Origin of the sequence: Marinactinospora thermotolerans DSM 45154 (genome assembly GCF_900167435.1) — a bacterium.
Lineage (GTDB): Bacteria > Actinomycetota > Actinomycetes > Streptosporangiales > Streptosporangiaceae > Marinactinospora > Marinactinospora thermotolerans.
Genome location: NZ_FUWS01000009.1, coordinates 88,278 through 110,663 on the forward strand (window position 1 = coordinate 88,278; position 22,386 = coordinate 110,663).

The window sequence follows — 22,386 nt, forward strand, 5'->3', positions numbered from 1 at the left end:
CTCCTTGGAACTTACCTGTCGGTAACAGGAGCGTAGTGATCTCCCCCACACGGGGACAAGGCTCTTCATGCGGGCACAACGCCCGCGCACCGGCGGGGGACGCGCCGGTGCGCGCGACATCACTCCTTCGGAGGCCGCAACCGGGTGACGAACTTGTAGCGGTCGCCCCGGTACAGCGTGCGCACCCACTCCACCGGGTGCCCGTCGGCGTCGAAACTGTGCTGGCAGTGCAGGACGAGGGGAAGACCCACGTCGACTCCCAGCAGTCGGGCCTCGTTGGGGGTCGCCAGGACCGTCTCGATCGTCGCCTCGGCCTCGGCCAGCCGTACGTCGTAGGCGCTGGCGAGCGCCTCGTACAACGAGGCGTAGCGGTCGAGCTGGCGGCGCAGGCCGGGAAAGCGACGAGCGGCCAGGTGCGCGGTCTCCACCGCCATGGGCTCGCCGTTGGCCAACCGGAGCCGCTCGATGCGCAGCACGCGGCCGCCGGAGCGGATCGCCAGCAGCTCGGCCAGCTCGTCGTCGGCGTTGACGTAGCTGACGTCGAGGATCCGGGTGGCCGGATGCAACCCGTGCGAACGGATCTCCTGGGTGTAACTCGTCAACTGCAGGACCTGGGCGACCTTCGGTTTGGCCACGAAGGTGCCCTTGCCCTGGATCCGCAGCAGGCGCCCTTCGACGACCATCTCCGTCAGGGCCTGGCGCACCGTCGTGCGCGACGTCCCGAACTGGGTGGCCAGCGCGCGCTCCGGCGGAACCGGGTTGCCCGCCGGCATCGCCTCGATGAGCTCCAGAAGTTGTTTCTTCACCTGGTAGTACTTTGGAACTCGCGGTCCGTCCTCGAGTGTTCGCTGACCCGTCACGTCGGTTTCCTCCACCGCTTCCCACCCGTTCAGCATGTGCCGCATCCTCGCAGCCGAGAGACCCGTTTCCCAGTGGCAGGGGCCTTACGGCCACAACTGGTCTGGACCAGTTGTGGAGAGACGCGTTCCTTGAGTATGCCCGCACTCGTGGGATGATTTGTGAGTGCCTCACCTCAGCGATCTGATCCGACGGTATACGGCGCTGAAGACGGCCGACCTGGAGTGGTTGCACGCCCTGGTCTCCGACTGGCAGCTCCTCGCCGACCTCTCCTTCGCCGACCTGGTGCTGTGGGTCCGCCTCCGGGACGACAGCGGCTGGGTCGCCGTCTCCCAGATGCGTCCCACCACCGGTCCCACCGCCTTCCAGGACGACCTCGTCGAGACCTTCCTGCGTGATGATGAGCCCGGCTCCACGGAGACGGCCCCGCTCACGCCGCAGGCCGTGGCCAGGCGGGCGCTCATCGACCGCGCCTGGAACGAGGGCCGTATCTGCCGCGAAGGCGATCCGGACTGGTCGGGTGGGGTGCCGGTGCGCGAGGAGACGATCCCGGTCCGTCGCGAGGGCAACCTGCTCGGCGTCATCCAGCGCAGCACCAACCTCAGCTCCGCCCGCACGCCCAGCCGACTGGAGCTGACCTACCTCCAAAGCGCCAGCGACCTCGCGCAGATGATCGCCGAAGGCGAGTTCCCCTTCAGCGACCAGGGGCCGCTGATGGTGCGCTCGCCGCGGGTCGGGGACGGTCTGCTGCGCCTGGACCAGGACGGACGTGTCGTCTACGCCAGCCCCAACGCGCTGTCGGCCTACCGTCGCCTGGGGCTCACCGCCGACCTCGTCGGAACCCGCCTGGCGCGTACCACGCTGGACCTCGCCCTGACGGGAGACCCCAGGGACGAGTCGCTGAACTGGACCGCGAGCGGACGTATCCCGCAGGAGGCCGAGGTCGAGGCGCGCGGCTCGACGATCCAGCTCCGCTCCATCCCGCTGGTCATCAGCGGGGTGCGGACGGGGGCGCTGATCATGGTCCGCGACGTCACCGAGCTCCGTCGGCGTGAGCGTGAGCTCATGACCAAGGACGCAACGATCCGTGAGATCCACCATAGGGTGAAGAACAACCTGCAGACCGTCGCCGCCCTACTGCGGTTGCAGGCCCGCCGGCTCCAGATCCCCGAGGGGCGGGCCGCGCTCGACGAGGCCGTTCGCAGGGTGGGGTCCATCGCGATCGTGCACGAGATGCTGTCGCACACCCCCGACGAGATCGTCGACTTCGACGACATCGCCGACCGGGTCATCGAGATGGCCGCGGAGGTGTCGTCCACCGGCACCGCGGTGGTCCCGCGCCGCAACGGCAACTTCGGCCTGCTCTCGGCGCTCGTGGCCACGCCGCTGTCGATGGTCCTGACCGAGCTCGTCCAGAACGCGGTGGAGCACGGGCTCGCCTACGGTCCGGGCAACATCGAGGTCGCCGTCCGCCGGGAGGACCCGTTGCCCGGTGCCGAGGACGCGGGGAGCCGCCTGATGATCCAGGTCCGTGACAGCGGCGGAGGGCTGCCCGAGGAGTTCGACGTCGAAGGGACGACGAGTCTCGGTCTGCAGATCGTGCGGACCCTGGTCGTGGGGGAGCTGGGGGGCCGGCTGGAGTTCCGGCCGCGCGAGGGAGGCGGCACCGAGGTGGCCATCGAGCTCCCCGTGGAGCACGAGGAGCAGATGCCGGTCCCGTGAGACCGGGAGCGGGGCGGGGGGTTCCGCGCCGCTCCCGTCCGGAGGGGGCGGTGTCGGGAGTGACGCCGGCCGGGGCTCGTGTGAGGGACGTCAGACCGTGGTGTGCAGCCGGCGCAGGGAGGAGGCGCCGCGACGGCGCTTCAGCGCCCGGCGCTCGTCCTCGCTCATCCCGCCCCAGACGCCGCCGTCCTGTCCGGTCTCCAGGGCCCACTGGAGGCAGGCGTTCATCGCCGGGCAGCGGCGACACACCTCTTTGGCTTCTTCGATCTGGATCAGTGCCGGCCCGGAATTTCCGATGGGGAAGAACAGCTCGGGGTCTTCGTCACGGCAGGCAGCTTGGTGGCGCCAGTCCATGCGGGTCACTCCTCGGTGAGGCGATCGGGGGCGTGTGCCTTGTGAACGAATTCACGAAGGTAGACGCTGTTGTCGGGGCCACCTCGTCGTTGGTCCCCGATTCGCTTACGCCCGGGTGTACGGGCCGGACCCGACCCGTCCCTGCGGTCCACCCTGCGCGGATACCCGGGTGTCGGACCGCCAACCTCGGAACGAACCGTTAACCTGCCCGTAACGTGCGGCGATACTTTGAGCCTGTCAGGCTTGATCGGCGCATGCAAGAGCTCGCGTGGTCTATCCTTACCGATAAGGTGTCGTGTGCGTCACAAGCCGTTTACGGCGATGTTCTCGTGCGCTTTCAGCACACCATTCGTAATGCCTTTGGAACCGATCGGAAATCGACCTGTTTCCGGTGGCCCAGATATTCCCCGTCGATCTGGAACGCCCTCGGACGCCGCGTTCGAATCGTGAACCGCTCCTCGTTGTGCCAGGTGACATAGCCCCGCCCGGCCGGTGGTACCCCCCGGGGGGAGAGCATCCGGCGCAGCAGGTCGGCCGTCGTCAGCGCGTCCGCCTGCGTCAGGGCGAACGCGTCCAGCCCCAAGCCCAGCCGGGAACGGGGCGTCGGCTGCACCGGGAGGGTCCCCGCGTAGGTCCAGGGGGTCGTGTTCGTCACGAGCGCGAGGTAGAGATCCTTCGACAAGGGGCGCCCGGGCACCTCCAGCTCCAGTGACGGGTCGCGTACCTCCTCGCCCTTCAGGAACATCTGCAGCGCGATGCCCATGTACAGCGCCGGCGAGGCGCGCCGGCCCCGGCGACGCTGCCGCTCGACCTCGTGGACGACCTCGGCGTCCCAGCCGAACCCCGCGCAGAAGGTGAAGTAGCGGCCGTCCTCGGGACCGTCGATCCGTCCCAGCCCGACCGTGCGCTGGGAACCGGTGCGCAGTGCCTCCAGGACCGCCCCGGTCGCCTCGACCGGATCCGGGGGCAGGCCCAACGCGCGGATGAACACGTTCGCGCTACCGCCGGGCAGCGCGGCGTAGGCCGGACGCTCGGCTTCGGGTGGCGCGGTGAGGATGCCGTTGACCACCTCGTTCACCGTGCCGTCGCCGCCGAGGCTGATGACGAGCTCATAGCCCTCGATGGCGGCCTGCCGGGCCAGCTCCTTGGCGTGGTCACGGTACTCGGTCTGGACGAGGTCCACATCGAGGTCGCTGGCGATGGCACGCACGATCACGTCCCTCGCCCGGGGGGTCGTCGTGGTGGCCTGGGGGTTCACGATGAACAGCGCGCGCACGGGCACAGTCTAGTGACCGCCGCGCGGACGCCCGGGCGGCGCCGGCCTGTTGTGGCGGGCGGTTACAGTGAAATCGTGTTCCGACGTCCGCTCACCATCGCCCTCGCCGCCCTGATCGAGGCCCTCCTCGGGCTCGGTCTGGCCGTCGGAGGGATCTACGTCCTCGCCATCACGCTGCTGGGGCGGGGCGCCGACGGCTCCTTCGGTCTGCCGCTGGTCGTCTTCGTGCTCGGTGGCGCCGCGGCGCTCGGCTATGTCGCCTGGGGGTTGTTCACGCTGCACGACTGGGCGCGCACGCCGGTCGTCCTCACCCAGATCTTCGCGCTGGTCACCACCTACTATCTGTGGACCAGCGAGCAGTACGCCGCCGCGCTGGGACTCGGCGCGCTCGCCGTCGCCGCCCTCGCGCTGGTCCTGGCGCCGTCGACCACGGCGACCCTGTTCCCCGACGAGGCCGGGGGAGCGTCCCGGCGCTCCAGGCAGGGGTGAGCCGTCAAGCGGCCGTGACGTCGAGTGGCCCCCGGGGAACCTCCTCGGGGGCCACTCGACGTCACGGGTTCAGTCGTCGGTGGTGAGGGCCTGGCGGAGCTGGGCCAGGGTCCGGGCGAGCAGACGCGACACGTGCATCTGGGAGATGCCGAGCTCCGTCGCGATCTGCGACTGCGTCATGTTGCCGAAGAACCGCAGGAGCAGGATCCGCTTCTCGCGCGGGGGAAGCTGCTCCAGCAGCGGTTTGAGGGACTCGCGGTACTCGACGCCTTCGAGGGAGTCGTCCACGATCCCCAGGGAGTCGGCCACCGCGGGAGCGTCCTCGTCACCGCTGTCGGGAGCGTCCAGGGAGACGGTGGAGTAGGCGTTCGCCGACTCCAGCCCCTCAAGGACCTCCTCCTCGGTCATGCCCAGGTGTTCGGCCAGCTCGTGCACTGTCGGCGCGCGACCCTCGCGCTGGGAGAGGTCGCTGACCGCCTTGGTCAGCGAGAGCTTCAGCTCCTGGAGCCGGCGCGGCACCCGCACCGCCCAGCCCTTGTCCCGGAAGTGGCGTTTGATCTCGCCGACGATCGTGGGCGTGGCGTAGGTGGAGAACTCCACGCCGCGCTCCAGGTCGAACCGGTCGATCGACTTGATCAGGCCGATCGTGGCGACCTGGGTGAGATCGTCCAACCACTCGCCACGGTTGCGGAAGCGTCGCGCCAGGTACTCCACCAAGGGAAGGTGGAGTTCGACGAGTTCGTCGCGAATCCGCTGCCGTTCCGGCGCGTCCGCGGGAAGCTCGCTCAGGCGCTCGAACAACTCTCGTGCACGGGCCCGATCGGGCACGGCGTGCTCCGTCTTCGCCGTCAGAGCGGGCCCCCTCTCGCTCACGCCGACTCCACCACGTCGCGGCGTTTGTGCAGGACGATGGACACTCGGTCGTCAGGGCCGACATGGGCGTCGACCTCGCCTGCCAGGGCCGAGAGGACGGTCCACGCGAACGTGTCGCGGGCCGGCAACCGGCCGTCGGCGGTCAGTACCGAGACGGCGATGCGCATGCCGTCACCGGTGAGTTCGAACTCGGTCGTGAGATCCGTGCCGGGCAGGGCTTGGGAGAGCAGCATGGCGCAGGCCTCGTCCACCCCGATACGCAGGTCCTCGATCTCGTCGAGGGTGAAATCGAGCCGGGCGGCCAGGCCTGCCGTCGCCGTTCGCAGAACGGACAGGTAGGCGCTGTCCGCCGGCATGCGGACGGTCACCGCGTCCCGTACGTCCGTTCCGCCTGTCATCGGCACGGCGGTTTCTTCGGTCACGTCCCTCCTCCGGGAAGCGAGATTGCCGCTTGAGAGCAATCTATCTTGTCAGCCCTCCCCGTGCCGCACGCGATTCGATCTGTGTTCGTCGATCGACGTGCCCGCCGGGCGGCAGGAGAGGACGATTGGTGACACAACAACCGGCTCGGTCCGCGGACAGCGGCGGGATCGTTACCTCCGAGGCGCCTGACCGCACCTGGACGTCCCACCGCCTCGGGCCGCCGGGGACCGGCCGGGAAGGGGCGTCAGCCCGCCAGCTCCCGTAGGGCCTCGCCGTCCAGCCGGTAGACGGTCCACTCGTCCATGGGACGGGCGCCCAGCGCCTTGTAGAACGCGATCGACGGGGCGTTCCAGTCGAGCACCGACCATTCCAGCCGGGTGTAGCCCCGCTCCACGCAGATGCGGGCGAGCTCGGTCAGGAGCGCCTTGCCGTAACCGTGGCCGCGCAGCTCCGGGCGGACGTAGAGGTCCTCCAGGTAGATGCCGTGCCGCCCGGTCCAGGTCGAGAAGTTGCGGAACCACAGGGCGAAACCGGCGACGGTGGTGGTGCCGTCGGCTCCGGTGTGTTCGGCGACGTGCGCGAAGGCGGCCGGAGCCGGTCCGAACAGGGCCTCGGTGAAGTCCTCCTCGCTCGCCTTGGCCGACTCGGGCTCGCGCTCGTACTCGGCGAGCTCACGGACCAGCCGATGGATCGTCGGCACGTCCTCGGGGCGGGCGGGGCGGATCACGGCTGCTCCTCGTGGGATCGACGGGTCTGGTCGTGAGGCGTGCGGGGACGCCACCCCGTTCACGGTAGCCGAGACCGGCTCCGGACGGGGCGGCGTCCCCGCGTCCACCGGGCAGGACGGTCCGCTACAGCACCTTGGACAGGAAGGAGCGGGTGCGTTCCCGGCGGGGGGCGGACAGCACCTCCGCCGGGGTCCCCCGCTCCACGACCACGCCACCGTCCATGAAGACGAGGCTGTCGCCCACCTCGCGGGCGAAGCCCATCTCGTGGGTGACCACGATCATCGTCATCCCGTCGCGGGCCAGGTCCTTCATCACGTCGAGGACCTCCCCGACCAGCTCGGGGTCGAGGGCGCTCGTCGGTTCGTCGAACAACATCAGCGACGGTTGCATGGCCAGCGCGCGGGCGATCGCGACGCGTTGCTGCTGACCGCCGGAGAGCTGGTCGGGCAGGCTGTTCGCCTTGTCCGCCAGGCCGACCCGCTCCAGCAACCGCATCGCGCGTTCCCGCGCCTGCGCCCTGGGCTCGCCCTTGACCTGGACGGGCGCCTCCATGACGTTGCCCAGCGCCGTCATGTGCGGGAACAGGTTGAAGCGCTGGAACACCATGCCGATGTCGCGGCGCTGGGCCGCGACCTCGCTCTCACGCAGCTCGTGGAGCCGGCCGCCCTTCTCGCGGTAGCCCATGAGCTGGCCGTTCACCCACAACCGCCCGGCGTTGATCTTCTCCAGGTGGTTCACGCAACGCAGGAAGGTGGACTTGCCCGAGCCCGAGGGGCCCACCACGCACATGACCTCGCCCCGGCGCACCTCCAGGTCGATGCCGCGAAGGACCTCGACCCGCCCATAGCTCTTGTGGACGTTCTCCGCGACGACCATGCGATCGTCGGACACGGGGCCTCCCGCCGCAAGCGTCATCCTCTGCCTCCCCCGCCGCTGAGCAACCGCCCCCCGACGCCGGCGCGCGCGCCGCGCTGTCCGAACGTCCGTTCCAGGAAGTACTGTCCGATCATGAACAGGCTGGTGATCGCCAGGTACCACAGGCACGCGGCGACCAGCATCGGAAAGAGCTGGAAGGTGCGCGACCCGATGGCGCTGAGCTGGAAGAACAGCTCGGTCGTCACGGGGACGTAGGCCACCAGCGCGGTGTCCTTGAGCATGGCCACCGTCTCGTTGCCGGTGGGCGGCACGATCACCCGCAGCGCCTGGGGCAGCGTGATACGGCGCAGCACCTTCGACCGGTTCATGCCCAGGGCCTGGGCGGCCTCGGTCTGTCCCTTGTCCACCGACTGCAGGCCGGCCCGGACGATCTCCGACATGTAGGCGCCCTCGGACAGCGCCAGGGCGAGGAGGCCGGCCATGAAGCCGCTGAGGAAGGTGCGGGCGTCCAGGCTGAAGACGCGGGCGTCACCCTCCAGCCCGAGCAGGGGCATCCAGTAGTTGTCGAAGGGGAGGCCGAACTCGATCTGCTGGTACAGGATGCCGAGGTTGCCGAAGAGGACCGCGAGCACCAGACGCGGCACGGCGCGGAAGAACCACGTGTACAGCCAGGCCATGCCGGACAGGACCGGGTTGCTGGACAGGCGCATCACCGCGATGACGACGCCCAGGGCGACGCCGATCAGCATCGCCAGCACGGTCAGCAGCAACGTGGTGCGCACGCCGATCAGGACCGGTTCGGCGAACATGTTCTCGAAGACGAAGGCCCATTGGAAGGCCTCGTTGGTCACCAGCATGTGGACGAACATGGCGGCCAGCACCACGATGACGGCCGCGGCCACCCACCGCCCCGGATGCCTGACGGGAACGGCCTTGATGGGATCGGGCGGGGACTGCGCCGGAACCGGGGGTTCCGACGTCCGCGAATCTCTCTGTGAGGTCACGTCGGTATTACTCTTCGATCTCCGGGTCGACCTCGGGCTGCTCGATCGCGCCCTGTTCCAGACCCCACTTCGCCAGGATCTCGGTGTAGGTCCCGTCCTCGATGATGGCGGTGTAGCCGGCCGCGATCGCCTCGGCGAGCTCGGTCTCCTCCTTGTTCACCACCGCGCCGTAAGGAGCGGCCTCGTACTGCTCGCCGAGCGTCTCCAGCCGGTCGCCGGTCTGCTCGACGGCGTAGACGGCCACGGGCATGTCGGCGAGGGCGGCGTCGTTCTTGCCGGAGACGATCGACTCGGTGGCCTGGTCCTGGCCCTCGAACTGCTCGATGACGATCTCGGGGTCGCCCGCCTCGACACACGCCTGGCTGCGGGCCTCGATGTCGGGCACCTGCACGGTGTTCTTCTGGACGGCGATCCGCTTGCCGCAGGCGTTCTCGGGGTCGACATCAGCGGGGTTGCCGGCCTGGGTGAACCACTGCGTGCCCACGTTGAAGTAGCTCACCATGTGCACCTGCTCCAGGCGCTCGGCGTTGATGGTGAACGAGGAGACGCCGGCGTTGTACTTGCCCGAGGCCACACCGGTGACGATGCTGCCGAAGGGGGCCGGCTCCCAGCGCGTCTCCAGGCCGAGCTTGGCCGCCACCGCGTCGAACAGCTCCACGTCGAAGCCGATGACGGTCTGCCCGTCGGTGTCGAGGAACTGGCCCGGCGCGTAGCTGGCGTCGACGCCGACGGTGATCTCGCCCGCGTCGCGGATCTCCTGGGGGACCATCGCCGAGAGCTCGGAGTCGGCCTCGACGCTCGGTGCCGGAGAGGACGCTTCCCCGCCCTCACCTCCGCCACCGCATGCCGACAACGCCAGCACGGACACGAGCGACAGGGCGGCGATGGGGAACGGGCGGCCGGCGAGGGCCGACTCGGCGAGGTGCTTTGGCACGGCCACGTCTGTCTCCTTTGCAGGGATGGGCGGCGGCGTCCCGGGGGATCGGGGGTGGTGGCCGGGAGCGCCGTCGGGCATCACGCGGGGCGCGATGGGGGTGGGCGCCCATCGTTCCGGAGCGGGTATGTGCCTGCGGTCACCATTGTGAGATGATTGCGTAACGGGTAATCCCCGTGACACCGACAGCGCCGAGCTTGTACGAGCACCGTGAAGGCCGGCTCCCTTCCGGGCGCATGGCAGCCCCGGCCCGGGAGCCTCCCCTAGCACCCGCCTTCACGCGCTGTCCCGGCATCCACGTCCGTCCGCGCCATGGCCGACGCGGACGGGCACGAAGACCGAGGGGTTTTTCACGTGACCACCACTGCCCATGACCGTTTGGACGAGGATCCCGCCTTCGCGTTGCACCGGGGCGGCAAGCTCCGGGTCGAATCGTCCGTCGAGGTCGCCGATCACGAGGGGCTGGCCCTCGCCTACACGCCGGGTGTGGCCCGGGTGTGCAGCGCCATCGCCGACTCCCCCGAACTCGTCGACACCTACACCTGGAAGAGCAAGGTCGTCGCGGTCGTCACCGACGGCACCGCGGTTCTGGGGCTGGGCAACATCGGGCCCGAGGCCTCCCTGCCCGTGATGGAGGGCAAGTCGCTGCTGTTCAAGCAGTTCGCCGGGGTCGACTCGGTCCCGATCGCGCTGTCGTGCACCGACACCGACCAGATCGTCGAGACCGTCGTGCGCATGGCCCCCTCCTTCGGCGGCATCAACCTGGAGGACATCTCCGCGCCGCGGTGCTTTGAGATCGAGCGGCGGCTGCGCGAGGTCCTGGACATCCCGGTGTTCCACGACGACCAGCACGGGACCGCCATCGTCGCGTTGGCGGCACTGCGCAACGCGGCCCGGGTGACCGGACGCGAACTGGGCGACCTGCGCGCGGTGGTCTCGGGGGCGGGCGCCTCCGGTCTCGCCGTCACCCGGATGCTCATCGAGGGCGGTATCGGCGACATCGCCGTCGCCGACAGCAAGGGCATGATCTACGCGGGCCGCGAGGGCCTCAACGCGGCCAAGGCCGAGATCGCCGCCATCAGCAACAAGGCCGGGTTGCAGGGGTCCATCGAGAGCGCGCTGGCCGGAGCCGACGTGTTCATCGGCCTGTCCGCCGGAGAGGTCCCCGAATCCGTCGTGGCGACGATGGCCAAGGACGCCATCATCTGCGCCATGGCCAACCCCAACCCCGAGATCCACCCCGACGTCGCCCGCTCGTACGCGAGCGTCGTCGCCACCGGGCGCAGCGACTTCCCCAACCAGATCAACAACGTCCTGGCCTTTCCCGGGGTGTTCCGCGGGGCGCTGGACGTCCGCGCGACCGACATCACCGAGAACATGAAGCTGGCGGCGGCCAACGCCCTGGCCGACCTGGTCGGGGACGACCTCGCCCCCGACTACGTCATCCCCAGCCCGTTCGACGAGCGGGTGGTCCCGGCGGTCTCCGCGGCGGTGGCCGCGCAGGCGCGCAAGGACGGGGTGGCGCGGGCCTGACCGCCGTGATCCGACCGGACGCGACGTGATCGTCCGGTGATCCAGAGTGACCGATCCGGAGCGGGGTTCTCCCGCTCCGGATCGGTCGTCATGGGGGCGGCCGACCGAGGTCGGGTCTCGAAGCGGTGCAGGGTTTCACCTGCGGTACCGCGGTGCGGGGGTCAGAGCTTGTCGCGTGCGGCGGCCCCGAGAAAGGCCGCCCACGCCTCGGGGGGAAAGCCCAGCACCGTTCCGCCCGGTGTTTTGGAGTCGCGGACCATGATCCTCCTGTTCAGGTCTGCGACCTCGACGCACTGTCCCCCTCCGGTACCGCTGTAGGAGCTCGTGCGCCAGCGAGCGCCTTCCGTTTCAAACGCGGCCATGCCGCGCCCCCTTCCCTATTCATCTTCTTCCTTTGCTTTTCTCGACCGGAATTGTTCTTCCAACTCGGTCAAGAGTCCCCGTGTCTCCACGGGGTGCAGTGCGGCCGTACGCAAGTGGTCGAACGCCATCGTGTAGAACCGCACCTCTTTCGCCTTTTCGATGTAGAGACTGCTGGTCAGGTTTTCCAAATGGACGAGTCGCGGCGCATAGACGTCCGATTCCGCGAACTCCAGGATGTCGAACGAGCCATTCAGTCCTGAATGAGAACCTCGATCGAAAGGCAGGACTTGTAGTGTTATGTGGGTCTTACGTCCCAGATCGGATAGATGGCGAAGTTGGTTCGCCATGACCTCCGGGCCTCCGATGGGTCGGTGCAACACGGCCTCGTCGAGGATGACCCACACGTCCGGCGGATCCTCGCGCGCGAGGATCTCCTGGCGTCGGATGCGCAGTTCGGTCCGCCGTTCGATCTCGCGCGGTTCGACGGGAGTGGGGTGCGACTCCAGCAACGCGCGGGCGTAGTCCTGCGTCTGGAGCAGCCCTGGGACGATCTGGGCCTGGTAGAAGCGGAGCGTGCTGGCCTCGGGCTCCAGGCCGAGGTAGACCTCGAAGCGCTCGGGCATGATGTCGCCGTAGACGTGCCACCAGCCGCGCCTGCGGGACTCCCGGGCCAGCATGACCAGTGTCTGGCGCAGGCCGTCGTCCTTGACCTCGTACAACTCCAGCAGGTCGCGCACGTCGTCGGAGTTCGTGGCGACCTGGCCGCGTTCGATGCGTGAGAGCTTGCTGCCGGACCAGGACATGCGTTCGGCGGCTTCTTCTCCGGTCAATCCGGCATTTTCTCGCAGACGGCGCAATTCGACACCAAGGCGGCGGCGTCGGACGGTGGGGTTATAGCCAGCGGCCACCGGGAGCCTCCTTTTCCGGGGGAGAGGCTGTTGGGAGAACGGGAGAAGGCTACTTCACACCGAAGGAGGGAAGGGACTTGGGGGGAATTCTCCAAAGCAATTGCACGGCTTCTTCCGGGCGTGCATGATGGCCACTATGCCATGCGGAGAAAGTCCTGCTGGGCTTCTTTTCGCAACGAGCGCCATGACCGAGGGTGGTTGGATGATCACGCATTCCCCCAGTGGTGGACCGGTTACCGGAAATACCCGGCGCGGCGAACGGCGGCGACACGCGCAAACGTGCGGGTGCGGCCAAGAGGATGTTCACAGGGCGCAATTCCCCGGTCTGGAGGGACGCGTCCGTGACGTCCGGGCGTTCGTCGAGACATCCCTGCTCCCGCGACAGGACGGGCACGCCCCCTTCGACGACGACCTCGTCGACACCGCATTGCTTCTGGTCAGCGAACTCGCCTCCAACGCGGTCCGGCACACCCGCAGCGGCGAACCCGGCGGAATGCTCATGGTCGAGGTCCGCCGGCACGCCCACGAGGTGACCGTCGAGGTCTGCGACCAAGGCCCGCGGGAGGGACATCCTCCCTCCCGCCCCGTAGTGCGCTCCCTCTCCCTGGAGACCGAGTACGGGCGCGGCATGGCCTTGGTCGACGCGCTCGCCACCCACTGGGACGCCCGCCGCCACGGCCCCGGCCTGGCCGTCTGGTTCACCCTGACCGCATCCGAGGCCTCCCCGCGCCGCGTCTGACCTCCGCCCCCACCCTCGGTCCGCGGGGAAGGGCCGCCCCACCCGTTTCCCGCCCCCTGTGCCGGGCAGGCGGAATCGACCGGCCGCCTGGAGCGGCCACACCGCGACGGACGGGAGAACATCGTGCGACTGGTCTGGGTCCTGGACACCTGCGACGCCGAGCGACTGGCCGTCTTCTGGGGTGCCGCGCTGGGGTATGAGCGGGACGAGGCGGACCCGCCCTATATCTTCCTGCGCGACCCGGGAGGACTCCGCCCCGACCTGATCCTGCAGGACGTCCCCGAACCCAAGACCGGTAAGAACCGGATGCACCTCGACATCGTCGTCGAGGACCTCCACGGGGAGGTGTCGCGCCTGATCGGACTGGGCGCGGTACAGCGCTGCGCACCCGTCGCGGAGGTCAACGGCGGTCGCCTCGTCGTCATGGCCGACCCCGAGGGAAACGAGTTCTGCGTCGTGCGGGAGGCGACATTCCCCGAGCCCGTTCCGGCCACGGCGAAGGCGGATGGTTAGGGTCGGGGCCATGTTCGCCATCACTGCCGCGCGTATCGACAAGGACAATCCGCTCTCGGCCCTGGAGGCCACGGAGCGACCCGCCCCCAAGGTCCCCGACGGCTGGACGACGGTGACCGTGAAGGCCGCCTCACTCAACCACCACGACCTGTGGAGCCTGCGCGGGGTGGGCCTGTCCGCGGACAGGTGCCCCATGATCCTCGGCTGCGACGCAGCGGGACTGGACGAGGAGGGCAACCCGGTCGTCGTCCACGGCGTCATCGGCGACGTTGCGGCGGGGGGCGGTGACGAGACCCTCGACCCCCGCCGCTCCCTGCTGTCCGAGGTCCACGACGGTACGTTCGCGGAGAAGGTCGCCGTGCCCCGCCGCAACCTCGTGCCACTGCCGGAGGGATTGTCGTTCGAGGAGGCGGCGTGCCTGCCCACGGCCTGGCTGACCGCCTACCGGATGCTCTTCGAGAAGGCCGGGCTTCAGCCGGGCGGGTCCGTACTGGTCCAGGGGGCCGGCGGGGGCGTGTCGGGCGCGCTGATCCGGCTCGCCTCGGCCACCGGCTACCGCGTCTACGCGACGAGTCGCAGCGCCGCCAAGCGCGCCCGCGCGCTGGAGCTCGGCGCGCACGCGGCGGTGGAACCGGGGGAGCGGCTGGCGGAGAAGGTCGACGTGGTGTTCGACAGCGTGGGGGCGGCCACCTGGGCCCACTCGGTGCGCTCGCTCAAGCCCGGCGGGCGCATCGTGACCTGCGGCGCGACCAGCGGCGACGCGCCGCCCGCCGAGCTGACCCGGGTGTTCTTCCTCCAGCTCTCCGTTGTCGGGTCCACGATGGGCACCCGCGACCAGCTGGAACGGCTCGTCGGCCTGTGCGCCCGCACCGACGTGCGCCCCGAGATCGACCGTGTCCTGCCCCTGACGCGGGCGGCGGAGGGATTCGCGGCCATGGCCGAGGGCGACCTGTTCGGCAAGATCGTCTTCACTCTCTGAGACCGACGGACGGGGCTGCCCCGGCGACCGCGCGGTCGCCGGGGCGGCCCCGTGTCGATCAGCCCTGGGGGCGTGGCCCGTCCTCGGTGTCGGCGGGCGGCTCCCGGGTGGCCGAAGCCCAGGGATCGCCGCCGGGGTCCGACGGCCGGGGACCGGAGTCCTGACGGGGCGTGTCGCCCTCGCCGGCGGGTCCCGGCTCGGGGGGCCGTGGGCCCGGCGCCCCCTCGGAGGCGGGCCGGTCCTGCCGCTCCGGCGGACCCCACGAGGAGATGTCGCGACGGATGACCTCCAACGTGTCGTCGAGGATGCGGCGGAGGTGGCCGGCGGCCTGCGTACTGGTCTCGCCGGCTCCGCGGACGGTGTCGCTGACACGTTCGGAGAAGTCGCGGAGCGCCTGTTCGAACTCGGGGCGCTGACCGTGCTCGCCGCGCCGCCCCCAGGCGGGGAAGCCCTGGGAGAACCGCTCCCAGTCGTGCCCCCACCAGGGCCCCTTGCGTTCGCCCTCCTCGCCCTCGCCGCGTTCGTGGCGACCGCGTTCGCCACGGGACCGCCCGGCGGAGGCGGTGGGGTCCTCGGCGCCCGCCCGCGCCCACACGTCCTCATCCGACTCGGACGGGGTCTGGCGGTCCCGCCTGCCACGGGAGCCGCCGGCCGCGGACTTCAGCTCCTCGCGCAGGGAGCTGATCGTGTCGCGCACGTCCTGCTTGACCGCGCGGGCGATGTCGCGGACGGAGTCGGTGATCTCGCGCTCCAGGTCGTCGAGCTCGGAGGCACGCGCGTGCAGTTCCTCGCGTCCCTTGTCGGTGAGCCGGTAGACCTTGCGCCCGTCCACCACCTCGTGGGTGACCAGGCCCTCCTCCTCCAGCCGGGACAGCCGCGGGTAGATGGTGCCGGGAGAGGGGGAGTAGACGCCAAGGAAGCGGTCCCGTAGCAGGCTGATGATCTCGTAGCCGTGCCGCGGGCTCTCGTCGAGTAGTTTCAGCAGGTAGAGCCGGAGCCTGCCGTGGCCGAAGATCGTGCTCATGCGTCCCCCCTCAGGAGAGCGGCCGGAGCGTCGGGGGCGCGGCGCAGCAGTGAGACCGACCCCGACACGGTCGTGGTGGTGACGTCGGCCGGTTCGATGCCGCTGCCGATCGTTCCGCTCAGCCGGCTGCGCCCACGCTGGTCGCGCCGCTCCAGGCCGAACGCGGAGTCGAGCGCGCCGGTGGCCGTGCGCAGGTCCACGTTCGCCGACGTCTCCGCGGGGACCCGCAACGCGATGTCACCGGAGACGGAGGCGAGCCGGACCCTGGCCGAGGGGGTGAGGTCGACGTCGGCGAACAGCTGTCCCGAGCCGGACTTGGCGGAGAAGGCGGAGAGCCGGTCGCCGGCGACGGCGAGCCGACCGCTCACGCTGTTGAAACCGAGACTGCCCGACAGGCCACGGGCCTCCAGGCCTCCGGAGACCGTGTTGACGTCGATCTCGCCGCCGAGGCCGTCCAGCGTGACGTCACCGGAGGCGCTGCGCAGCCGGGTCTTGGCGCGTACGCCGGCGGCGACGATCGGGGCGGTCACGGTGGTCACGTCGATCGGGCAGTCGGTGGGCACCCGCAGGCTGATGGTGGCCGAGCGCCGTCCCACGTCGCGGTAGCCCGTCAACTGTGGTGGCCGGAGCCGGTCGAGCAGGCCCTCACGGGTGAGGTCCTCGTAGGTGATCGTCAGGATGCCCGCCTCCTGGGAGACGAGCACCGGACCACCGACGATGTCGGAGACCTCGAAGGTCACCGGGTCGTCGGTGGGGAGGACATTGACAAGACCGCCGACGATGCGGACGCGCAGAGCCACGATTCCATCGAGGGTGCGGGTCGTCGACTGGTCGATGGTCCATCGCGCCATCGCAGTCCCTTTCCATCGCTGTGCTTCTGGGAAACACGATATGTCGCGATGGCGGAAGTCTCAAGATATGTCGCAACTTCAAGGGGGAAGTCAGGGCGTTCTCAGGGAAACCCCTGGCCCTCCCTTGGCCCTCAACAGACGGAGAGGGGCCACGGCCGAGACCGTGACCCCTCTCCCGCGCTCATGGACGCGAACCGCTCAGTCCTCGTCGTCGTCGAGCCGGGCCAGCCAGGTGGCCAGCCGGTCGACCGCCGTCTCGAACTCCGGGTTCAAGTCGGTGAACGTGCGCAACTGGTCGGCGACCCAGGCCAGGGAGACCTCCTCCTCGCCGCGCCGCCGCTCCAGCTCCTCGATACCCCGATCGGTGTAGTACATGACTAGTCCGCCGGCGGGAACACCGTGTTGACCAGCGCCTGCTGCTCCACCTCATGCCGCTTGGCCGACCCCGCCGCGGGCGAGGAACTGGCCGGACGCGACACCCGGGTGAACGGGCGGTCGAGCTGCTCGGAGAAGACCAGCGCCACGAACGGCCACGGCCCCATGTTCGCCGGCTCCTCCTGCACCCACAGCACCTCTCCCGCGTTGGGGAAGGCCGCGAGCTGCTGGCGGATCTCCTCGATCGGCAGCGGGTAGAGACGCTCGACCCGCACGATCGCGGTCGTGGTGTCCCCCGTCCGCTTCCGCGCCGCGTCCAGGTCGTAGTAGACCTTGCCCGAGCACAGCACCACCCGGCGCACGTCCTCGGCCTTGATCCCGCTGGTGTCGGGGATGAGCGGCTGGAACGAGCCGGAGGTGAACTCCGAGGTCGCCGACGTGGCGGCCTTCAGGCGCAGCATCGACTTGGGCGTGAAGACCACCAGCGGGCGGCGGAACGACGACTTGACCTGCCAGCGCAGCAGGTGGAAGTAGTTCGCCGGGGTGGTCGGCATGGCCACCGTCATGTTCTCCTGCGCGCACAGCTGGAGGAAACGCTCGATCCGCGCGGAGGAGTGGTCGGGCCCCTGCCCCTCGTAGCCGTGCGGCAGCAGCAGCGTGACGCTGGAGCGCTGACCCCACTTCTGCTCACCGGAGCTGATGTACTCGTCGATGACGGTCTGGGCGCCGTCGACGAAGTCACCGAACTGGGCCTCCCAGGCCACCAGCGCGTCCGGACGCACCACCGAGTAGCCGTACTCGAAGCCGAGCGCGGCGTACTCGCTCAGCAGCGAGTCGTGGACGTAGAACTTCGACGTGCCCTTGTCGAACCGCTTGAGCGGCGTGTGCACCTCGCCGGTGTTGCGGTCGACCAGGGCGGCGTGGCGCTGGCCGAAGGTACCGCGGCGGCTGTCCTGGCCGACCAGCCGGACCGGGTGCTCCTCGATGAGCAGCGAACCGAAGGCGAGGGTCTCGCCCATGGCCCAGTCGATCGTGTCCTCGGCCACCATCTGCGCGCGACGCTGCAACTGCGGCAGCAGACGCGGGTGCGGGGTGAACCCCTCGGGCAGGTCGGTCTGGGTCTCGACGACCCGCTTGACCACGTCGGAGCTGATCGCGGTCTCGACCGCGGCGTGGTCGATGCGCCCCTCGTCGAACACCTCGGGCTTGATCACCGCGCCCGGCTCCACCGGCTTGCGGCCGGCCTCGCGGGTCTCGGTGAAGGCGCGCTCCAGCTGCTGCTGGTAGTCGCGCAGGGCCTGCTCGGCCTCCTCCACGGAGATGTCGCCGCGTCCGATCAGCGCCTCGGTGTAGAGCTTGCGGGTGGACCGCTTGGCGTCGATCACGTCGTACATCAGCGGCTGGGTGAACGAGGGGTTGTCGGCCTCGTTGTGCCCGCGGCGCCGGTAGCAGACCAGGTCGATGACGACGTCCTTGTTGAACGTCTGCCGGTAGGCGAACGCCAGCTGGGCCACCCGGACGACGGCCTCGGGGTCGTCGCCGTTGACGTGGAAGATCGGCGCCTGCACCATCCGCGCGACGTCGGTCGCGTAGACGCTGGAACGGCTGTCGGCCGGAGAGGTGGTGAAGCCGACCTGGTTGTTGACGATGACGTGCACGGTGCCGCCGGTGCGGTAACCCCGCAGCTGCGACAGGTTCAGCGTCTCGGCCACCACGCCCTGACCGGCGAACGCGGCGTCGCCGTGGATCAGGATCGGCAGCACGGTGAAGCCCTGCGGCCCCTTGTCGAGGATGTCCTGCTTGGCGCGGACGATGCCCTCGGCGACCGGGTTGACCGTCTCCAGGTGGCTGGGGTTGGCGGCCAGCGAGATCGCGATCTTCTCGCCCTCGGGGGTCTCGAAGGTGCCCTCGGTGCCCAGGTGGTACTTGACGTCACCGGAACCGTGCGCGCTGCGCGGGTCGAGGTTGCCCTCGAACTCGCCGAAGATCTGGCCGTAGGACTTGCCGCAGATGTTGGCGAGGACGTTCAGCCGGCCGCGGTGGGCCATGCCGATGACGACCTCGTCCAGGCCGTTCTTGGCCGCCTTGGAGATCACGCCGTCCAACAGCGGGATCAGCGACTCGCCGCCCTCGAGGGAGAAGCGCTTCTGACCGACGTACTTGGTCTGCAGGAACGTCTCGAAGGCCTCGGCGCTGTTGAGCCGGCGCAGGATGTGCAGCTGCTCGTCGCGGGTGAGCTTCTCGGGCTCACGCTCGACGTGCGACTGGATCCACTCCCGCTCCTCGGGGCTCTGGATGTGCATGTACTCGATGCCGACGGTGCGGCAGTAGGTGTCACGCAGCACGCCCAGGATGTCGCGCAGCTTCATGACGGCCTTGCCGCCGAAGCCGCCCGTCGGGAAGTCCCGTTCGAGGTCCCACAGCGTCAGGCCGTGTTCCAGGATGTCGAGGTCGGGGTGGCGGCGCTGACGGTACTCCAGCGGGTCGGTGTCGGCCATGAGGTGGCCGCGGACCCGGTAGGCGTGGATCAGCTCCTGGACCCGGCTGGTCTTGTCGAGCTGGTTGACGTTGTCGACCGAGATGTCCTGAACCCAGCGCACCGGCTCGTAGGGGATGCGCAGGGACTTGAAGATCTCGTCGTAGAAGCCGTCCTCGCCCAGCAGCAGCTGGTGGATGCGGCGCAGGAACTCGCCCGACTGCGCACCCTGGATGATGCGGTGGTCATAGGTCGAGGTCAGCGTCATGACCTTGCTGACCGCGAGCTTGTTCAGGGTCTCGGGAGAGGCGCCCTGGAACTCGGCCGGGTACTCCATGGCGCCCACGCCGACGATGGTGCCCTGGCCGGGCATCAGGCGGGGGACGGAGTGCACCGTGCCGATGCCGCCCGGGTTGGTCAGGCTGATCGTGGTGCCCTGGAAGTCCGGGACCCCCAGCTTGTTGTTGCGGGCCTTGCGGACCAGCTCCTCATAGGCCGTCCAGAACTCCTTGAAGTCCATGGTGTCGGCGGCCTTGATGCTGGGCACCAGGAGCTGGCGCGTGCCGTCAGGCTTCTTGAGGTCGATCGCCAGGCCGAAGTTGACGTGCTCGGGCTTGGCCACGCCCGGCTTGCCGTCGATCTCCACGTAGGAGTGGTTCATCTCCGGCAGCGCCTCAAGCGCCTTCACCATCGCGTAGCCGATGAGGTGGGTGAAGGAGACCTTGCCACCGCGACCGCGCCGCAGGTGGTTGTTGATGACGATGCGGTTGTCGAACAGCAGCTTCACCGGGACCGCCCGCACGCTGGTGGCGGTCGGCAGGGTGAGGCTGGCCTCCATGTTCGTGGCGGTGCGGGCAGGGGCGCCGCGCAGCCGTTCCTCGGTGACGGCCAGAGCGTCGACGCCGCCGGACTCCTTGGCGGAGCCGCCGTCGTCCTTGGCGGCCGGCTTCTTCGGCTCGTTCTTGGTGGTGCCGCCGGCCTTGGCCGGGGCAGCGGTCTTCGCGGCCTGGGTGGCACCGGAAGCACGCGCGGGGGACGCGGTCGGCGTCCCCCCGGAGGGGGTGCCCGTCCCGTTGGCGCTGGTGGATCCGGACTTTCCGGACTTGTAGTCCGCGAAGAAGTTCCACCATGCCTTATCAACCGAGTTCGGGTCGTTCAGATACTTCTGGTGAAGTTCGTCGACCAGCCACTCGTTGGGGCCGAAATCTGTCAGGGGTTGAGACGCCTCAGACGACACGGCGGAGATCGCCCTCTTCCGCAGCTCGTTTGTGAATGTGATGGAGAGATGGCCACTTACGCAGGGCGGGCATAGGTATAGCGACTCCACTCGGCCGCCTCGCGACGCGCCCGGCCGGCAATCTCGCCTAACAGGCTACTTGGCCGCGGGTCGCGCTGGGGACCCCGGGGCGGCGCCGCACTGGGATATACCTAACAATATTTCACACGCGGGCGCCAGGGGAAGAGCGCGGAGGTCGGAGACGGCCCAGCTCACACGCCCGTGGCCGTGACCGGATCAGGCCGTCACCTCATCAGCTTGGTGTGGTCCCAACTGGCCACACGTCGCACGGAAAGAAACACCGCGACACGCTTGCGGCCCGCCCGCTCCAGCCCGGCCCGGACGTCCCCCAGCTCCTCCACCCCCACGCCGGCCATCCGCGCCGCGACGGCCGCGCCCACGTGCAGCACCGTCGTGGGGTCGGCGTGGATCTCGGCGGTGCCGTACAGCGTCACACCGCGCAGCCGCGCGTACTCCTCGCCGTCCTCGACCAGGCAGGTCATCGTCGGACGTCGACGCAGGTTCACCACCTTCTGCGAGGCCGCGTAGGTCCAGAAGGCCAGCCGTCCCTCGAGCATCGCGTAGAACAGCGTGGACAGGTGCGGCTCGCCGTTCCGGCCCACGGTCGCGACCTGCACCTTGCGGTGTTCGGCGAGGAAGGCGGCGACCTCGTGGTCGCTCATCCTGATCCGGTCCCGCTGGTGCGGGGAACGGGAGGCGCGGCCGTTCGACACGTGTTCCCCTCTCAGCCCAGCCGGACGGTTCCCCGCCCGGTGATCAGCGGTAGGTCCAGACAGGTGCGGATACCGGGGCGCGCGGCGCACACAGCGGGGATCGCGTTGACCGCGTAGGCGGCGACCCCGGCCAGGCCGTGGTTGAAGTCCTCGATGCGCACCACGTAGTCGGGCACCCCCTCCACGCGCAGCACCACACCCGGCCGGCCCCACTGGGGAACCCGCCTGGCATCGCTCTTGCAGGCCCACTCGACGTCGATGACCGGCCGGCCGGCGATCGTGCCGGAGAACGTCCACAGGGCGCCGGCCACGGTGCCCGCCCGGACGGTCCCCGCGGCGATCTCGAAGTCACGGTCGGCGACCACCACCTCGCCGCGGGACTCCACGTCGTCGAGCTCCAGGCCGAGCCCCTCGGCCACCAGGTGCATGCTCTCGGCGAACGAGCGTTCGTGGAACGAGCGGAAGGGACGCACGGTCCGGGCGTGGGAGTCGGGCGAACGCCCCAATCCCATCAGCCCGCTGACGACGTCGGCCGAGGGGTTCCCCGCGAAGTCGGAGCACTCGCGCAGGTAGATGTGGTCGATGCGCATGCCCAGACCCGACAGCGCGAGCGGCAGGACCTGGGACAGGAAACCCGGGTTGACCCCGGTGCCGTGCAGGGACGCGCCGCCCGCGGCACACGCGGCCTCCAACCGGGCGGGCAACTCCGGCCCGTAGGTACGCGGGTTGACGAACCCCGTGGTCGTCACCACGTTCTTGCCCGAACGCAACAGCGCGCAGATCGTCCGGGCGTCGTCGTCGGCGTCCTCGGAGAAGAAGGCCGACGGGAGCGGCGTGTGCGTCACGCAGTCGGCGTCCAGCGCCAGGATCTCCTCGGGATCGTGCGTGGCCCGCACCCCCACGGGGCCCAGCCCGGCGAGCTCCCCCGCGTCGATCCCCGCCTTCTCCGGCGAATGGACGTAGACGCCGACGAGCTCGAACTCGGGCCGGCCGAGCAGCGCGCGCAGCGCAGCCCGTCCCACCGAGCCCGTCGCCCACTGGATGACACGGATCGGCACGAGCGGCCTCCGGCGTGTTG

Annotated in this window: 23 protein-coding genes; 6 read left to right on the forward strand and 17 right to left on the reverse strand. The window is 69.6% G+C overall.

What is annotated here, in order from left to right; translation table 11 throughout:
* Positions 1 to 119: 119 nt before the first annotated feature.
* Complete coding sequence (locus B5D66_RS16575; protein ID WP_078762826.1) at positions 120 to 860, reverse strand: GntR family transcriptional regulator; 741 nt, start codon at positions 858 to 860, stop codon at positions 120 to 122.
* A gap of 163 nt (positions 861 to 1,023) precedes the next feature.
* Between B5D66_RS16575 and B5D66_RS16580 the strand changes: the two genes are divergently transcribed.
* Entirely contained in the window at positions 1,024 to 2,580 is a 1,557-nt protein-coding gene (locus tag B5D66_RS16580) for a sensor histidine kinase (RefSeq protein ID WP_078762662.1), read from the forward strand.
* A gap of 90 nt (positions 2,581 to 2,670) precedes the next feature.
* Here the strand turns inward: B5D66_RS16580 and B5D66_RS16585 are convergent, their stop codons facing one another.
* Positions 2,671 to 2,934 carry a WhiB family transcriptional regulator gene (locus tag B5D66_RS16585; protein WP_078762663.1) on the reverse strand — a complete coding sequence of 88 codons (264 nt, stop codon included), beginning with the start codon at positions 2,932 to 2,934 and terminating at the stop codon, positions 2,671 to 2,673.
* A gap of 337 nt (positions 2,935 to 3,271) precedes the next feature.
* Positions 3,272 to 4,210, reverse strand: a complete 939-nt coding sequence (locus B5D66_RS16590; RefSeq protein ID WP_078762827.1) for a diacylglycerol/lipid kinase family protein — start codon at positions 4,208 to 4,210, stop codon at positions 3,272 to 3,274.
* A 75-nt stretch (positions 4,211 to 4,285) separates the two neighbouring features.
* Between B5D66_RS16590 and B5D66_RS16595 the strand changes: the two genes are divergently transcribed.
* Positions 4,286 to 4,699: a hypothetical protein gene (locus B5D66_RS16595; RefSeq protein WP_200813680.1), complete on the forward strand. Its 414-nt coding sequence runs from the start codon at positions 4,286 to 4,288 to the stop codon at positions 4,697 to 4,699.
* Positions 4,700 to 4,768: 69 nt separating this feature from the next.
* Here the strand turns inward: B5D66_RS16595 and B5D66_RS16600 are convergent, their stop codons facing one another.
* The 6 genes from B5D66_RS16600 to B5D66_RS16625 all read right to left on the reverse strand — a co-directional run bounded on the left by B5D66_RS16600 (position 4,769) and on the right by B5D66_RS16625 (position 9,543).
* Complete coding sequence (locus B5D66_RS16600) at positions 4,769 to 5,527, reverse strand: RNA polymerase sigma factor SigF (RefSeq protein ID WP_200813694.1); 759 nt, start codon at positions 5,525 to 5,527, stop codon at positions 4,769 to 4,771.
* A 41-nt stretch (positions 5,528 to 5,568) separates the two neighbouring features.
* Positions 5,569 to 5,994: an ATP-binding protein gene (locus tag B5D66_RS16605; protein WP_078762666.1), complete on the reverse strand. Its 426-nt coding sequence runs from the start codon at positions 5,992 to 5,994 to the stop codon at positions 5,569 to 5,571.
* 245 nt (positions 5,995 to 6,239) lie between these two features.
* Complete coding sequence (locus B5D66_RS16610) at positions 6,240 to 6,722, reverse strand: GNAT family N-acetyltransferase (protein WP_078762667.1); 483 nt, start codon at positions 6,720 to 6,722, stop codon at positions 6,240 to 6,242.
* Positions 6,723 to 6,846: 124 nt separating this feature from the next.
* Positions 6,847 to 7,599 carry an amino acid ABC transporter ATP-binding protein gene (locus tag B5D66_RS16615; RefSeq protein WP_159457285.1) on the reverse strand — a complete coding sequence of 251 codons (753 nt, stop codon included), beginning with the start codon at positions 7,597 to 7,599 and terminating at the stop codon, positions 6,847 to 6,849.
* Between the two features lie 35 nt (positions 7,600 to 7,634).
* Positions 7,635 to 8,603 carry an amino acid ABC transporter permease gene (locus B5D66_RS16620; protein WP_235001044.1) on the reverse strand — a complete coding sequence of 323 codons (969 nt, stop codon included), beginning with the start codon at positions 8,601 to 8,603 and terminating at the stop codon, positions 7,635 to 7,637.
* A 7-nt stretch (positions 8,604 to 8,610) separates the two neighbouring features.
* Positions 8,611 to 9,543, reverse strand: coding sequence for an ABC transporter substrate-binding protein (locus B5D66_RS16625; protein WP_235001045.1), 933 nt, complete (start codon positions 9,541 to 9,543; stop codon positions 8,611 to 8,613).
* Positions 9,544 to 9,849: 306 nt separating this feature from the next.
* On the opposite strand from B5D66_RS16625, the gene B5D66_RS16630 reads away from it, so the two are divergent.
* Entirely contained in the window at positions 9,850 to 11,070 is a 1,221-nt protein-coding gene (locus B5D66_RS16630; protein WP_078762670.1) for an NAD(P)-dependent malic enzyme, read from the forward strand.
* Between the two features lie 161 nt (positions 11,071 to 11,231).
* Here B5D66_RS16630 and B5D66_RS16635 read toward each other — a convergent pair whose 3' ends face one another.
* Together B5D66_RS16635 and B5D66_RS16640 are read right to left on the reverse strand one after the other, a co-directional pair.
* Positions 11,232 to 11,432 carry a DUF397 domain-containing protein gene (locus B5D66_RS16635; protein ID WP_078762671.1) on the reverse strand — a complete coding sequence of 67 codons (201 nt, stop codon included), beginning with the start codon at positions 11,430 to 11,432 and terminating at the stop codon, positions 11,232 to 11,234.
* Positions 11,433 to 11,447: 15 nt separating this feature from the next.
* Positions 11,448 to 12,341: a helix-turn-helix domain-containing protein gene (locus tag B5D66_RS16640; RefSeq protein ID WP_235001047.1), complete on the reverse strand. Its 894-nt coding sequence runs from the start codon at positions 12,339 to 12,341 to the stop codon at positions 11,448 to 11,450.
* A 202-nt stretch (positions 12,342 to 12,543) separates the two neighbouring features.
* On the opposite strand from B5D66_RS16640, the gene B5D66_RS16645 reads away from it, so the two are divergent.
* From B5D66_RS16645 to B5D66_RS16655, 3 genes are all read left to right on the forward strand, one after another.
* A complete protein-coding gene (locus B5D66_RS16645) occupies positions 12,544 to 13,080 on the forward strand; it encodes an ATP-binding protein (protein ID WP_159457282.1) in 537 nt (178 codons plus the stop codon).
* 123 nt (positions 13,081 to 13,203) lie between these two features.
* On the forward strand, positions 13,204 to 13,593 hold the full coding sequence (locus tag B5D66_RS16650; protein ID WP_078762674.1) for a VOC family protein: 390 nt from the start codon (positions 13,204 to 13,206) through the stop codon (positions 13,591 to 13,593).
* 10 nt (positions 13,594 to 13,603) lie between these two features.
* On the forward strand, positions 13,604 to 14,572 hold the full coding sequence (locus tag B5D66_RS16655) for a zinc-binding dehydrogenase (RefSeq protein WP_078762675.1): 969 nt from the start codon (positions 13,604 to 13,606) through the stop codon (positions 14,570 to 14,572).
* Between the two features lie 58 nt (positions 14,573 to 14,630).
* On the opposite strand, the gene B5D66_RS16660 is transcribed toward B5D66_RS16655, so the two are convergent.
* The 6 genes from B5D66_RS16660 to B5D66_RS16680 form a co-directional block, all read right to left on the reverse strand.
* Complete coding sequence (locus B5D66_RS16660) at positions 14,631 to 15,596, reverse strand: PadR family transcriptional regulator (protein WP_078762676.1); 966 nt, start codon at positions 15,594 to 15,596, stop codon at positions 14,631 to 14,633.
* Positions 15,593 to 16,447, reverse strand: coding sequence for a DUF4097 family beta strand repeat-containing protein (locus B5D66_RS16665; RefSeq protein ID WP_078762677.1), 855 nt, complete (start codon positions 16,445 to 16,447; stop codon positions 15,593 to 15,595). The genes B5D66_RS16660 and B5D66_RS16665 overlap by 4 nt, the downstream gene beginning before the upstream one ends.
* Before the next feature lie 198 nt (positions 16,448 to 16,645).
* Complete coding sequence (locus B5D66_RS25785; RefSeq protein WP_200813681.1) at positions 16,646 to 16,822, reverse strand: DUF6104 family protein; 177 nt, start codon at positions 16,820 to 16,822, stop codon at positions 16,646 to 16,648.
* Between the two features lie 2 nt (positions 16,823 to 16,824).
* The gene (locus tag B5D66_RS16670) at positions 16,825 to 20,535 is read right to left on the reverse strand and encodes a multifunctional oxoglutarate decarboxylase/oxoglutarate dehydrogenase thiamine pyrophosphate-binding subunit/dihydrolipoyllysine-residue succinyltransferase subunit (RefSeq protein WP_078762678.1); all 3,711 of its coding nucleotides are present in this window, start codon (positions 20,533 to 20,535) and stop codon (positions 16,825 to 16,827) included.
* 284 nt (positions 20,536 to 20,819) lie between these two features.
* Positions 20,820 to 21,308 carry a pyridoxamine 5'-phosphate oxidase family protein gene (locus tag B5D66_RS16675; protein ID WP_235001049.1) on the reverse strand — a complete coding sequence of 163 codons (489 nt, stop codon included), beginning with the start codon at positions 21,306 to 21,308 and terminating at the stop codon, positions 20,820 to 20,822.
* Positions 21,309 to 21,319: 11 nt separating this feature from the next.
* Entirely contained in the window at positions 21,320 to 22,366 is a 1,047-nt protein-coding gene (locus B5D66_RS16680; protein WP_078762679.1) for an NAD(P)H-dependent amine dehydrogenase family protein, read from the reverse strand.
* Positions 22,367 to 22,386 lie beyond the last annotated feature (20 nt).